The organism is Actinoplanes oblitus, from assembly GCF_030252345.1.
Lineage (GTDB): Bacteria > Actinomycetota > Actinomycetes > Mycobacteriales > Micromonosporaceae > Actinoplanes > Actinoplanes oblitus.
In genome coordinates this window covers 7,160,289-7,175,211 of record NZ_CP126980.1, presented here as the reverse complement: position 1 = coordinate 7,175,211, position 14,923 = coordinate 7,160,289, and the positions used below count along the sequence as shown (strand labels likewise).

1 protein-coding gene is annotated in these 14,923 nt (G+C 73.2%); it reads left to right on the top strand.

What is annotated here, in order from left to right; translation table 11 throughout:
• Positions 1–18: 18 nt before the first annotated feature.
• Positions 19–14,895, top strand: coding sequence for a non-ribosomal peptide synthetase (locus Actob_RS32070; protein ID WP_284922413.1), 14,877 nt, complete (start codon positions 19–21; stop codon positions 14,893–14,895).
• Positions 14,896–14,923 lie beyond the last annotated feature (28 nt).

Here is a 14,923-nt window from a genome sequence, read left to right as displayed (position 1 = left end):
GAAACGCGAGTGTTGGACATGGGTGCGCCCGCCGCGGCCGAGTACGGACCGTCGACGCCCTGCACGATCCTGGAAGCCTTCGCCCGGCACGCGGCCGCCTACCCGGAGCTCGACCGGCGCTCCGACCGGATGGCCCGCTGGCTGGTCGAGCAGGGCGTGCGGCCGGAGTCCGTGGTGCCGATCCGGATGGCGCGCAGCCACGACCTGATCGTCGCGATGCTCGCGGTGCTCAAGGCCGGCGGGGCGTACCTGCCGATCCACGAGGCGTGGCCGGAGTCGCGGGTGGCGAAGGTGGTCGCCGGCCGGCCGGTGGTGGTGGACCGGGTGGTGGAGTCCGACAGCGACGTCCCGTTGCCGGTGGTCCACCCGGACCAGCTCGCCTACGTCATGTACACCTCCGGCTCGACGGGGGAGCCGAAGGGCATCGCGATCACCCACCAGGGCGTGGTGGACCTGGCCACCGACCCGTGCTGGGAGGTGGACGCCACCGACCGGATCCTGTTCCACGCGCCGCACGCGTTCGACGGCTCGACCTACGAGATCTGGGCGGCGCTGCTGGCCGGCGGCGAGGTGGTGGTGGCGCCGGCCGGCGCCGACGAGCTGGAACTCGACCTGACCGGGGTCACCCGGCTCAGCCTCACCGCCGGCCTGTTCGGGGTGACCGACCCGGCGTCGTTCCGCGGGCTGCGCGAGGTGACCACCGGCGGCGACGTGATCTCCCCGAACGCGTTGCGCGAGGCCATCGCGCACACGACAGTGCGGACCACCTACGGCCCGACCGAGATGACCCTGTGCGTCACCCACCACGCCTGGCGGGCCGGTGACGTGGTGGGTGACGTCGTGCCGCTCGGCGAGCCGCTGCGGGACACCGCGGTGTACGTGCTCGACGAGCGGTTGCGCCCGGCCGTGACCGGGGAGATCTACCTGGCCGGTGCCGGCCTCGCCCGCGGCTACCTCGACCAGCCCGGCCTGACCGCGTCGCGGTTCGTGGCCAACCCGTTCGGCGCCGGCCGGATGTACCGCACCGGCGACCTGGGCCGCTGGACCGAGGACGGCGAGCTGATCTTCTGCGGCCGGGCCGACGACCAGGTCAAGGTGCGCGGCCACCGGATCGAGCCGGCCGAGATCGAGGCCGAGCTGCCCGGCACCGCCGTGGTGATCGCCCGCGACGACACGCTGATCGCGTACACCACCGAGCCGGTGGACCGGGCGGCCCTGCGCGAGCGGCTGCCGGAGTACCTGGTGCCGGACGCCTTCGTGGTGCTCGACGCGCTGCCGCTCACCCCGAACGGCAAGGTCGACCGCAAGGCGCTGCCCGATCCGGTCTTCGACAGCACCGGGCGGGCGCCGCGCACCGAGCGCGAACGGGTGCTCTGCGAGCTGTTCACCGAGGTGCTCGGCACCCCGGCCGGCATCGACGACAACTTCTTCGACCTGGGCGGCCACTCGCTGACCGCGCTGCGGCTGATCAACCGGATCCGCGCCGAGCTCGGCGTCGACATCAGCACCCGGGACCTGTTCCAGGCGCCCACCATCGCGCAGCTGTCCGGCACCCGGACCCGTCCCGCCCTGGTCGCCACCGACCGCCCGGAGCACGTGCCGCTGTCGCACGCCCAGCAGCGCCTGTGGTTCCTCGCCCAGCTGGAGGGCCCGAGCCCGACCTACAACATCGCGGTCCAGCACCGGCTGGCCGAGCCGGTGGACCGCGCCGCGCTGCGGGACGCGATCGCCGACGTGGTGGCGCGGCACGAGGCGCTGCGCACCGTCTTCCCGGTCGCCGGGGAGGCGCCCCACCAGCTCGTCCTCGACCGGCCGGAGATCGTGCTGCACGACCGGCACGACCTCGGGCACTCCTTCGACCTGGCGACCGACCTGCCGCTGCGGGCCAGCCTGGCGGACGGCCTGCTGGTGCTGCTGGTGCACCACATCGCCGCCGACGGCTGGTCGGCCGGGCCGCTGCTGCGGGATCTGGAGATCGCGTACGCCGCCCGGCGCGCCGGGCGGGCACCGGACTGGGCGCCGTTGCCGGTGCAGTACGCCGACTACACCCGGTGGCACGGTGACGTCGTCGCCGCCGTACGCGAAGAGGATCTTGATTTTTGGCGTCGGACGCTGGCCGGAGCGCCGCGTGAGCTGGCCCTGCCCTATGACCGGCCGCACCCCGCCGAGCCGACCCATCGGGGCCGTCAGGTGCGGTTCGCGCTGGACCGGCACCTGAGTTCGCAGCTGGCCCGGCTCGCCCGCGACCACGACGCCACGCTCTTCATGGTCCTGCACGCCGCGATGGCCGTGCTGCTCAACCGGCTGGGCGCCGGCGCCGACCTGCCGATCGGCACCCCGGTCGCCGGACGCTCGGACGCGGCCCTGGAGGAGCTGGTCGGCTTCTTCGTCAACACCGTGGTGCTGCGCACCGACGTGTCCGGCAATCCGGCCTTCACCGAGCTGCTGAGCCGGGTGCGGAGCACCGACCTGGACGCCTACGCGCACCAGGATCTGCCCTTCGACGTGCTGGTCGAGGAGCTGGCGCCGGACCGCTCGGCCGCCCGCCAGCCGCTCTTCCAGGTGATGCTGGTGCTCCAGCCGACCGCCGTCGCCGAGCCGCTGGACCTGGGCGTCTCCCGGTTCGACCTGACCCTCAACGTGCGCGAGCAGGACGCCGGGCTGGCCTGCGTGCTGGAGTACGCTACCGACGTCTTCGACACCGCCACCGCCGAGGCGATCGCCGACCGGCTGGTCCGGGTGCTGACCGCGGTCGCCGAGCGGCCGGAGCGCCGGATCGCGACGATCGACGTGCTGCTGCCGGCCGAGCGCAAGCTGCTGACCGAGTGGAACGACACGGCGGCCGAGGTGCCGGACGCGACAGTGCCGGAGCTGATCGCCGCGCAGGCCGCCGCGACGCCGTCGGCCGTCGCCGTCGTCGCCGGGGCTGACCAGCTCAGCTACGCCGAACTGACCGGGCGGGCGAACCGGCTGGCCCGGCTGCTGATCCGCCGTGGCGTCGGACCGGACACGATCGTCGAGGTGCGGCTGCCACGCTCGGTGCGGCAGGTGGTCGCGGTGCTCGCGGTCTGGTCCGCCGGTGGCGCCTACCTGCCGGTCAACCCGGCCCACCCGGCGGAGCGGATCGCCGCCACCCACGCCGACGCCCGGCCGGTCGTGGTGCTGGACGAGGAGTTCCTGGCCGCCGCCGACCTGGCGGGCTACGACGACGCCCCGCTGCCGCGGTCCGTGGCGTTCGGGCACCGGGCCTACGTGATCTACACGTCCGGTTCCACCGGCACCCCGAACGGCGTGCAGCTGACCCACCGCAACGCGCTGAACGTGACCGCCGACAACATCCGCGGGCTGGAGCTGGGTCCGGGCTGCCGGGTGCTGCAGTGGGTCGCCACCACCTTCGACCCGGCGGTGCTCGACCTGATGATGACGCTCGCCTCCGGCGCCACCCTGGTGCTCGCCGACGGGCAGCCGCTCGGCGCCGACCTGGCCCGGCTCATCGACGAGCAGCGGATCACCCACCTGCACGGCGTGCCGTCGATGCTGGAGACGCTGACCGGCGCCGAGCTGCCCAGCCTGCGGGTGCTGCTCAGCGGTGGCGAGGCGCTGCCGCCGGACCAGGTGCGGCGGTGGGCGCACCGGGTGCGGTTCCTGAACGCGTACGGGCCGACCGAGGCCGGTATCGAGGCGACCCGGACCGGGCCGCTGCGGGCCGACGCCCCGATCACCATCGGCCGGCCGATCAGCAACGTCCGGGTGCACGTGCTCGACGACCAGCTGCAGCCGGTGCCGGCCGGGGTCACCGGCGAGCTGTACCTGAGCGGGCCCGGGCTGGCCCGCGGCTACCTGAACCGGCCGGGGCTGACCGCGTCGCGGTTCGTGGCCAGTCCGTTCCAGGCCGGTGAGCGGATGTACCGGACCGGCGACCTGGTGCGCTGGCGTGCCGAGGGCCAGCTCGACTTCCTGGGACGCGCCGACGACCAGGTGAAGCTGCGCGGGTTCCGGATCGAGCTGGGCGAGATCGAGGCGGCGCTGCCCGGGCACGGCGTGGTGGTGCTGCGCGACGACCGGCTGGTGGCGTACACGACCGAGCCGGTCGACCGGGCCCGGCTGCGGGAGCGGCTGCCGGAACACCTGGTGCCGTCGGCGTTCGTGCTGCTCGACGAGTTGCCGATGACCCCCAACGGCAAGGTGGACAAGCGGGCGCTGCCGGCACCGGAGCTGCCGGTCACCGAGCACCGGGAACCCCGCACGGTGCTCGAGGAGATCATCTGCTCGCTGGTCGCCGGGGTGCTCGGACTGCCGGCCGCCGGCGCCGACGACGACTTCTTCGACCTGGGCGGGCATTCGCTGCTCGCCACCAAGCTGGTCACCCGGCTGCGGGCCGCCCTCGCCACCGACGTGTCGGTGCGTGACGTCTTCCAGGCGCGGACCCCGGCCGGGATCGCCGCGGTGGTGGAGGCGGCGCGGGGCCGGGTCCGGCCGGCCCTCGTTCCCCGGTCCTCGGGCGAGGTGCCGCTGTCGCCGGTGCAGGAGCGGTTGTGGTTCCTGTTCCAGCTGGACGGGCCGAGCCCGGCGTACAACATGCCGTTCGCCATCCGGGTGGACGGTGACGTGGACGTCGAGGCGCTGGCGGCGGCGTGGAGTGACGTGGTGGCGCGGCATCCGGTGCTGCGGACGGTGATCGCGGAGGGCCCGGTGCAGCGGGTGCTGGACGACACCACGGTGGTGTTGCACTCGGCGGGCATCGAGTCGGCGGCGGAGTATCGGTTCGATCTGTCGGCCGAGGTGCCGCTGCGGGTGTGGTGGCGCGACGGTGTTCTGGTGGTGGTGATTCATCACATCGCGGCTGACGGGTGGTCGATGGGTCCGTTGCTGCGGGATCTGTCGGTGGCTTATGCGGCGCGGTCGGCGGGTGCGGCACCGGTGTGGGAGTCGTTGCCGGTGTCGTACGCGGATTTCGCGGTGTGGCAGCGGGAGTTCCTGGCCGGCGTGGCGGACGAGCAGCTGGCGTACTGGCGCCGGGCCCTCGCCGGGCTGCCCGGCGAGGTGAGCCTGCCGGTGGACCGCCCGCGCCCGGCCGGGCCGGCCGGAGCGGGCCGCCAGATCGGCTTCGACCTCGGCGCCGAACTGCACCGCGGCATGGTGACCCTGGCCCGGGAGCGCGGCGCGACGCTCTTCATGGTGGTGCAGGCAGCGATCGCGGCGCTGCTGAGCCGGCTCGGCGCCGGCGACGACATCCCGCTCGGCACGCCGGTGGCCGGCCGGGCCGACGCGGCGCTGGACGACCTGGTCGGCTTCTTCGTCAACACCCTGGTGCTGCGCACCGACGTGTCCGGCGATCCCACCTTCGCCGAGTTGCTCGACCGGGTGCGGGAGACCGACCTGGACGCGTACGCGCATCAGGACGTGCCGTTCGAGCGACTGGTGGAGGCGGTGAACCCGGTCCGCAGTGCCGGGCACCACCCGTTGTTCCAGATCATGATCGACGTGCGTAACCAGGATCCGGCCGTCGGCGCCGGCCTGACCGCCGAGCCGATCCCGCTGGGGTCGGCCAAGTTCGACCTCACCTTCGACGCCGAGGAACGGCACGCCGCCGACGGCACGCCCGCCGGGCTGCGGTGCACCGTCGAGTACCGCACCGACCTGTTCGACGAGGACACCGTGCATGCCCTCGGCCGCCGCCTGACCCACCTGATCAGCGGCGCGCTGGCGGATCCGGACGCGCCGGTCAGCCGGCTCGGCGTCCTGGACGCCGGCGAGCACCAGCGGATGATCGAGCAGAGCGCCGGGCCGGTCGTGGCGCGCCCGGACACCGGTCTGCTCCACGAGATCTTCGAGGAGCAGGCCCGGCGTACGCCGGACGAGGTGGCGGTGGTCAGCGACGGCACCCGGCTCACCTTCGCCGAACTGGACGCCCGCGCCGACCGGTTCGCGCACCGGCTGCTGGCCGGTGGCGCCGGACCGGAGGACCGGGTGGCGGTCGTGCTGCCCCGCTCCGGCGACCAGCTGGTCGCCGTGCTCGGCATCTTCAAGGCGGGCGCGGTCTACGTCCCGATCGACCCGGAGTACCCGGAGCAGCGCATCCGCTTCATGATCGAGGACGCCGCCCCGGTCGCCGTGATCACCGAGCCGGGCCAGCTGTCCGGCACCGGCGACGGGCCGGTCGAGCGGCGGCCGGCCGCGTCGCCGCGGCACGCCGCCTACCTGATCTACACCTCCGGATCGACCGGCACGCCGAAGGGCGTCGTGGTCGAGCACCAGGCCCTGCTGAACCTCTACCACACCCACCACGCGGAGCTGTTCGGCCGGCCGGAGCGGCTACGCTGCGCCGTGACCGCGTCGTTCTCCTTCGACACCTCGCTGGAAGGCCTGCTCGCCCTGGCCGCCGGCAACGAGGTGCACGTCATCGGCGACGCGACCCGCCGTGACCCGCGGGCCCTCGTCGACTACGTGGCCGAGCAGCGGATCGACTTCCTGGATCTGACGCCCAGCCACGCGCGGCTCGCCGTCGACGCCGGACTGCTCACCGACCCCCGGCACCGGCCGGCGCTGCTCATGATCGGCGGGGAGGCGGCCGACCAGCACCTGTGGAACCAGCTGAGCGAGGCGCCGGACACGGCGGGGCTCAACTACTACGGCCCGACCGAGTTCACCGTCGACGCGCTGGCCTTCCCGGTCGCCGGGAACCCGCGTCCGATGGTCGGCCGGCCGCTGCCCAACGCGCGGGCGTACGTCCTGGACGCCACACTCACCCCGGTGCCGGTGGGTGTCCCGGGTGAGCTCTACCTGGCCGGTGACCAGCTCGCCCGCGGGTACGCCGGCCGCCCGGGCCAGACCGCCGGCCGGTTCGTGGCCTGCCCGTGGGGCCGGCCCGGTGAGCGGATGTACCGCACCGGCGACCTGGTGCGCCGCGACCGGGACGGCGTCCTGGAGTTCCTGGGCCGCACCGACGAGCAGGTGAAGGTCCGCGGCTTCCGGATCGAGCTGGGTGAGATCCAGGCGGTGCTGACCGCGCACCCCGCCGTCGAACGGGCCGAGGTCGTGGTGCGCACCGACACCGGGACCGGCCGGATCGTCGGCTACGTCGTGCCGGTCCCCGGCGCCGCCGAGGTGTCGCCCGCCGAGCTGCGCGGCTTCGCCGGCGAGCGCCTGCCGGCCTACATGGTCCCGTCGGCGGTGCTGGTGCTGGACCGGCTGCCGCTGACGCCGAACGGGAAGCTGGACCGGGCGGCACTGCCCGACCCGGCCACCGTGGCACCGGTCGCCGGACGTGCGCCGCGCACCGCCCGGGAAGAGCTGCTGTGCTGGGTGTTCGCGCAGGTCCTGGGCGTGGACTCGGTCTCCGTCGAGGACAACTTCTTCGACCTGGGCGGGCACTCGCTGCTCGCCGTCCGGCTGGTCTCCCGGATCCGCTCGGTGCTCGGCCTGGAGCTGCAGGTCCGGGACCTGTTCGCGCATCCGACGGTGGCCGGGCTCGCCGCCGTGGACGGCAGCGCCGCCCGCCCCGCGCTGGTGGCCGCCGCACACGACGGCCCGGTGCCGCTCTCGTCGGCTCAGGAACGCCTGTGGTTCCTGCACCAGCTCGACGGCGACGGCGCCAGCTACAACATGCCGATCGCGGTCCGGCTCACCGGCCCGCTGAACCGGGCGGCCCTGCGGGCGGCGCTCACCGACGTGGCCGGCCGGCACGCGACGCTGCGCACCATCGTCGCCGGGCCGGAGCAGACCGTTCTCGACGGCGAGCGGGCCGTGCCGCCGCTGACCGTGATCCGCTGCGCCGAGTCCGAGGTCGGCGCGGCGCTGGAGGACGCCGTCGCGTACCGCTTCGACCTCGCGGCCGAACTTCCGATCCGCGCCACGCTGCTGGAACTCGCCGACGACCGGCACGTGCTGATGGTGGTGATCCATCACATCGCGGCTGATGGGTGGTCGATGGGTCCGTTGCTGCGGGATCTGTCGGTGGCTTATGCGGCGCGGTCGGCGGGTGCGGTGCCGGTGTGGGAGTCGTTGCCGGTGTCGTACGCGGATTTCGCGGTGTGGCAGCGGGAGTTGCTGGCCGGTGTCGAGGCGGAGCAGTTGGCGTTTTGGCGGGGTGCTCTGGCGGGGGTGCCGGCGGAGTTGGCGTTGCCGTTCGATCGGGTGCGTCCGGCGCGGTTGTCGGGTCGTGGTGGTGAGGTGCGGTTCGCGGTGGATGCGCGGGCGCATGCGGCGTTGCTGGGGTTGGCGCGGGCGTACGACTGCACGTTGTTCATGGTGGTGCAGGCGGCGGTGGCGGTGTTGTTGTGCCGGTTGGGTGCCGGTGATGACATTCCGTTGGGTACGCCGGTGGCGGGCCGGGCGGATGCGGCGCTGGATGATCTGGTCGGGTTCTTCATCAATACGTTGGTGTTGCGTACCGATCTGTCGGGTGATCCGTCGTTCGGTGAGGTGTTGCGGCGGGTGCGGGCGGCGGATCTGGACGCGTACGCGCATGCCGATGTGCCGTTCGAGCGGTTGGTGGAGGAGCTGGCGCCGGATCGTTCGGCGGCCCGCCAGCCCCTCTTCCAGGTCATGCTCGTGCAGCAGGACTACGGCGACACCGAGCTGGCCCTGACCGGGCTGGACACCGCGCCCGAGACGGTCGCGGCGCGGACCGCCAAGTTCGACCTGACCATCGAGATCGCCGCGCACCCGGGCGAGGGCATCAGCGGGGTGGTCAACTACGCGACCGACCTGTTCGACCACGGGACCGCCCAGGCCATCGCCGACCGGCTGCTGCGCGTGCTGGCCGCCGTGACCGCCGACCCGGACCGGGTGATCTCGGACCTCGACGTGCTCGACAGCGCGGAACGGGATCGGCTGCTGACCGGCTGGAACGACACCGCGCGGGTGGTGGCGCCGGCGACGTACCCGCAGGTCTTCGAAGCGCAGGTCGCGCGGACCCCGGACCGGACCGCTGTCGTCAGTGGCGCGGACCGGGTGTCCTACGCGGAGCTGGACGCGCGGGCCAACCGCCTGGCGCACCACCTGATCGAACGGGGTGCCGGGCCGGAGGTCCGGGTGGCGGTGTCGATGGCGCGCTCGGTCGACATGATGGTCGCCCTGCTCGCCATCCTGAAGGCGGGCGGCGCCTACCTGCCGGTGGATCCGGGCTACCCGGAGGACCGCAAGCGGTTGATGCTCGCCGACGCGCGCCCCCTGCTCACCCTCACCGAGCTGCCCGACGTGTCCGGACACCCCACCTCGCGTCCGGAGGTGCCGCTCTCGCCGGACAACGCCGCCTACGTCATCTACACCTCCGGGTCCACCGGCCGGCCCAAGGGCGTCGTGCTGAGCCACGCCAACATGGTGAACCTGATGGCCTGGGCCGCCCGGGTCTTCGGCGCCGAGGGGTTGGCCTGGGTCTGGGCGTCCACCTCGCTCAACTTCGACGTCTCGGTCTTCGAGCTGTTCGCGCCGCTCACCGTCGGCGGCACCGTCGAGGTGGTGCCGGACCTGCTGGCGCTGGCCCGCTCGACCGTCCGGCAGGCCGCCACCCTGAGCAGTGGCGTCCCGTCGGCCTACGTCGGCCTGATGGAGCAGGAACCCGCCGAGCTGACCGCGGACACCGTGGTGCTGGCCGGTGAGGCGCTGCCGCTCTCGGTCGCCACCGAGGTGCGGCGGTGGTTCGGCGCCCGGACGGTGGCCAACATCTACGGTCCGACCGAGGCCACCGTCTACGCCGCGGCCTGGTACGGCGGCGAGGAGATCAGCCAGGCGCCGCCGATCGGCCGGCCGGTCGACAACGCGCAGCTCTACGTGCTGGACGCGAGGTTGCGGCCGGTGCCGACCGGCAGCGCCGGAGAGCTGTACATCGGCGGCCGGGGCGTGGGCCGCGGCTACCTCGACCGGCCGGGACTGACCGCGTCGCGGTTCGTGGCCAGCCCGTTCCGCTGCGGTGAGCGGATGTACCGCACCGGCGACCTGGTCCGGTGGCGTGCCGACGGCGAGCTGGAGTACCTGGGCCGAGGCGACGACCAGGTGAAGATCCGCGGTTTCCGGATCGAGCTGGGCGAGGTGCAGGCCGCGCTGGCCGACTGCCCCGGCGTGAGCCAGGCGGTCGCCGTGGTGCGCGAGGACCAGCCGGGGGACAAGCGGCTGGTCGGCTACGTCATCGCGGACGAGGGCGCCCGGATCGACCCGGCCGAGGTGCGTGCCACGCTCGCCGCCCGCCTGCCGGAATACCTCGTGCCGTCGGCGGTGGTGACCCTCGACCGGATCCCGCTCAACCCGAACGGCAAGCTCGACCGGGCGGCGCTGCCGGCCCCCGCGGTGCCGGTCGCCGGTGTCTCGCGGGCCCCGCGCACCCCGCGCGAGCACCTGCTCACCCGCCTGTTCGCCCAGGTCCTGGGCCTGGACTCGGTCTCCGTCGAGGACAACTTCTTCGACCTGGGCGGGCACTCGCTGCTCGCCACCCGGCTGATCTCCCGGGTCCGGTCCGTGCTGGGCACCCAGTGGACGCTGCGTGACCTGTTCGCGAACCCCACGGTGGCCCGGCTCGCCGCCGCCGGCGACAGCGGCGAGACGATCCGGCCCGCTCTCGTCCCCCGGTCCCTGGCCGAGGTGCCGCTGTCGCCGGTGCAGGAGCGGTTGTGGTTCCTGTTCCAGCTGGACGGGCCGAGCCCGGCGTACAACATGCCGTTCGCCATCCGGGTGGACGGTGACGTGGACGTCGAGGCGCTGGCGGCGGCGTGGAGTGACGTGGTGGCGCGGCATCCGGTGCTGCGGACGGTGATCGCGGAGGGCCCGGTGCAGCGGGTGCTGGACGACACCACGGTGGTGTTGCACTCGGCGGGCATCGAGTCGGCGGCGGAGTATCGGTTCGATCTGTCGGCCGAGGTGCCGCTGCGGGTGTGGTGGCGCGACGGTGTTCTGGTGGTGGTGATTCATCACATCGCGGCTGATGGGTGGTCGATGGGTCCGTTGCTGCGGGATCTGTCGGTGGCTTATGCGGCGCGGTCGGCGGGTGCGGTGCCGGTGTGGGAGTCGTTGCCGGTGTCGTACGCGGATTTCGCGGTGTGGCAGCGGGAGTTGCTGGCCGGTGTCGAGGCGGAGCAGTTGGCGTTTTGGCGGGGTGCTCTGGCGGGGGTGCCGGCGGAGTTGGCGTTGCCGTTCGATCGGGTGCGTCCGGCGCGGTTGTCGGGTCGTGGTGGTGAGGTGCGGTTCGCGGTGGATGCGCGGGCGCATGCGGCGTTGCTGGGGTTGGCGCGGGCGTACGACTGCACGTTGTTCATGGTGGTGCAGGCGGCGGTGGCGGTGTTGTTGTGCCGGTTGGGTGCCGGTGATGACATTCCGTTGGGTACGCCGGTGGCGGGCCGGGCGGATGCGGCGCTGGATGATCTGGTCGGGTTCTTCATCAATACGTTGGTGTTGCGTACCGATCTGTCGGGTGATCCGTCGTTCGGTGAGGTGTTGCGGCGGGTGCGGGCGGCGGATCTGGACGCGTACGCGCATGCCGATGTGCCGTTCGAGCGGTTGGTGGAGGAGCTGGCGCCGGATCGTTCGGCGGCCCGCCAGCCCCTCTTCCAGGTCATGCTGATGCTGAACAACCCCGCCGTGGAGTTCTCCCTGGGCGGCCTGGACACCACCGTCGAGCCGCTGGACTCGGGCACCGCGAAGTTCGACCTGACCTTCGACCTGATGGACGAGACCGGCGCGGACGGCGCGCCGGCCGGCATCAGCGGGGTGGTCAACTACGCGACCGAGCTGTTCGACCAGGACACCGTGCGGATCATCGCGGACCGGCTGCCGCGGGTGCTGGCCGCTGTCGCCGCCGACCCGGACCGGCCGGTCAAGCGGATCGAGGTGCTCGGCGAGGCGGAACGGCACCGGATGCTGGTCGACTGGAACGCCTCGGCGCACCCGGTCGACCGGCTCACCTATCCGCCGCTGTTCGAGGCGCAGGTGGCGCGCACGCCGGAGCACGTCGCCGTGGTGTGCGGCGACGACCGGGCGACGTACGCGGAACTCAACGCCCGGGCCAACCGCCTCGCCCACCACCTGATCGAGCAGGGCGTCCGGCCGGAGACCCGGGTCGCCTTCGCGCTGCCCCGCTCGATCGACATGATCGTGGCGCCGCTGGCCACGATGAAGGCGGGCGGCGTCTACGTGCCGGTGGATCCGGGCTATCCGGAGGACCGCAAGCAGGTCATGCTCGCCGATTCCGGCCCGCTGCTGTCCTTCACCGAGCTGCCCGACGTGTCCGGATACCCGGCCTCGAATCCGGAGGTGACCCTCTCCCCGGACAACGCCGCCTACGTCATCTACACCTCCGGCTCCACCGGGCGGCCCAAGGGCGTCACGATCAGCCACGATGCCCTGAACAACTACCTGAGCTGGGCGTGGCACACCTACACCGGGCTGAGCGGCCGGTCGGTGCTGCACTCGTCGATGGCCTTCGACCTCACGGTCACCTGCCTGTACGGCGTGCTGGCCGCCGGCGGCTGCATGGAACTGGCCCGCGTGGACCAGGACCTGGTGCCGCAGGGGCCGCTCACCTATCTCAAGATGACCCCGAGCCACATGAGCGTGCTGGGCGGCCTGCCCGGCGCCACCATGGACGAGGGGCAACTGGTCTGCGGCGGTGAGCCGCTGATCGGCGAGGACCTGGAGGAGTTCCGCCGCCGGCACCCGAACGTCACGATCATCAACGAGTACGGCCCGACCGAGACCACCGTCGGCTGCATGGAGTTCCACGTCCGCCCCGGCGAGCCGGCCCCGCCCGGCGTGCTGTCGATCGGCCGGCCGTCCTGGAACACCCGGGTGTACGTGCTCGACGAGCAGCTCACCCCGGTACCGGTGGGCGTCGCCGGCGAGCTCTACCTGGCCGGACGGCAACTGGCCCGGGGCTACCAGAACCAGCCGGGCCTGACCGCCACCCGGTTCGTGGCGAACCCGTTCGAGCCGGGCCGGATGTACCGCACCGGCGACATGGTGCGCTGGCGGGCCGACGGGCAGCTGGAGTCGCTCGGCCGCACCGACGACCAGGTGAAGATCCGCGGTTTCCGGATCGAGCTGGGCGAGGTGCAGGAGGCCCTGCTGGAGTGCCCCGGAGTCGGCCAGGCGGTCGCCGTGGTGCGTGAGGACCGGCCGGGGGACAAGCGGCTGGTCGGCTACGTGATCGCGGACGAGGGTGGCCGGGCCGACCCGGACCAGGTGCGCGCCGCGATGGCGGCCCGCCTGCCGGAGTACCTGGTGCCCTCGGCGGTGGTGACGCTCGACCGGATCCCGCTCACCGGCAACGGCAAGCTGGACAAGGCGGCCCTGCCGGCGCCGGAGTACCGCTCGGCGGGCGGGCGCGCGCCGCGGAACGCCCGCGAAGAGGTGCTCTGTGAGCTGTTCGCCGAGATGCTGGGCCGGGAGTCGGTCTCCATCGACGACAGCTTCTTCGACCTCGGCGGGCACTCGCTGCTGGCCACCCGCCTGGTCAACCGGGTCCGCTCGGTGCTCGGCGTGGACCTGCCGCTGCGGGCGCTGTTCAGCACGCCCACGGTGGCCGATCTCGCCACCGCGCTGTCCGAGGACGTCCGGCCGCGGCTCACCCGGCGGGCGGACACCGGCGACCGGGTGCCGGCCTCGTACGCGCAGCAGCGGCTCTGGTACCTGCACCAGCTGGAGGGCGGCGGGGCGTCGTACAACGTGCCGTTCTTCCTGCGGCTGACCGGGGAACTGGACACCGGGGCGCTGGACGCGGCGCTGCACGACGTGCTGGCGCGGCACGAGGTGTTGCGCACCTCGTACGAGCAGGCCGGCGGCGCGCTGTGGCAGCGGATCCGGCCGCCCGCCGAGGCGCTGGTGGAGATCGAGCGGGTGCCGGCCGCCGACCTGGCCGCTGTCGCCGGGCACGTGTTCGACCTGGCCGCCGTCCCGGTCCGCGCCTGCCTGGCCATGATCGCGCCGGACGAGCACGTGTTCGCCGTGGTGTTCCATCACATCGCCGGTGACGGCTGGTCGGTCGGGCCGCTGCTGCGGGACCTCTCCGAGGCGTACGCGGCCCGGCGGGAGGGTGCGGCGCCGCGGTGGACGCCGCTGCCGGTCCAGTACGCCGACTACACACTCTGGCAGCGCGAGGTGCTCGCGGCGGTCCGGGACGAGCAGCTGGCGTACTGGCAGGACCGGCTCACCGGGGCGCCGGCCGAGCTGGCCCTGCCGTACGACCGGCCGCATCCGGCCCGGCCCACGAACGCCGGCGGGCAGGTCGAGTTCACCGTGGACGCCGACCTGGGCCGGCTCGCCCGCGAGCACGGCGTCACCCTGTTCACGGTGCTGCACGCCGCCCTGGGGCTGCTGCTGCACCGGCTCGGGGCGGGCACCGACATCCCGATCGGCACGTCGGTGGCCGGGCGGACCGACGAGGCGCTCGACGATCTGGTCGGCTTCTTCGTCAACACGGTGGTGCTGCGGACCGACCTGTCCGGCGATCCGGCGTTCCCCGAGCTGCTGAGCCGGGTCCGGCAGGCCGATCTGGCCGCGTTCGCCCACCAGGACGTGCCGTTCGACGAGGTGGTCGCGCATCTCAACCCGCCGCGTTCGCGCAGCCGGCACCCGCTCTTCCAGGTGCAGCTGGTGCTGAACCAGCACACCGAGGGCGAGCTGGCGCTGCCCGGGCTGCGGGCCGAGATGATGCCGTCGCCGGGTGTGGCCGGGGCGAAGTTCGATCTGCTGTTCATCTTCCGGCAGCAGGCGGACGGCCGCCTCGACGGGGTTCTCTCGTTCCGCACCGAGCTGTTCGACGAGGACACCGCCCGGGCGATCACCGACCGGCTGGCGCGGCTGCTGGCCGAGGTGGCCGGCGGCGAGCCGGCGCCGGCCGGTCCGCGGCGGCGGCCGGGGCGGCGGCCGGCTGTGGTGCGTTCGCTCGACATCGATGTCGATCACTAGGCATCGGGGTCCCCGCGTAATGCAATGG

Excerpts from the sequence above, each read along its gene's own strand:
- Actob_RS32070 (WP_284922413.1), top strand. The coding sequence starts at position 19 with ATGGGTGCGCCCGCCGCGGCCGAGTACGGACCGTCGACGCCCTGCACG.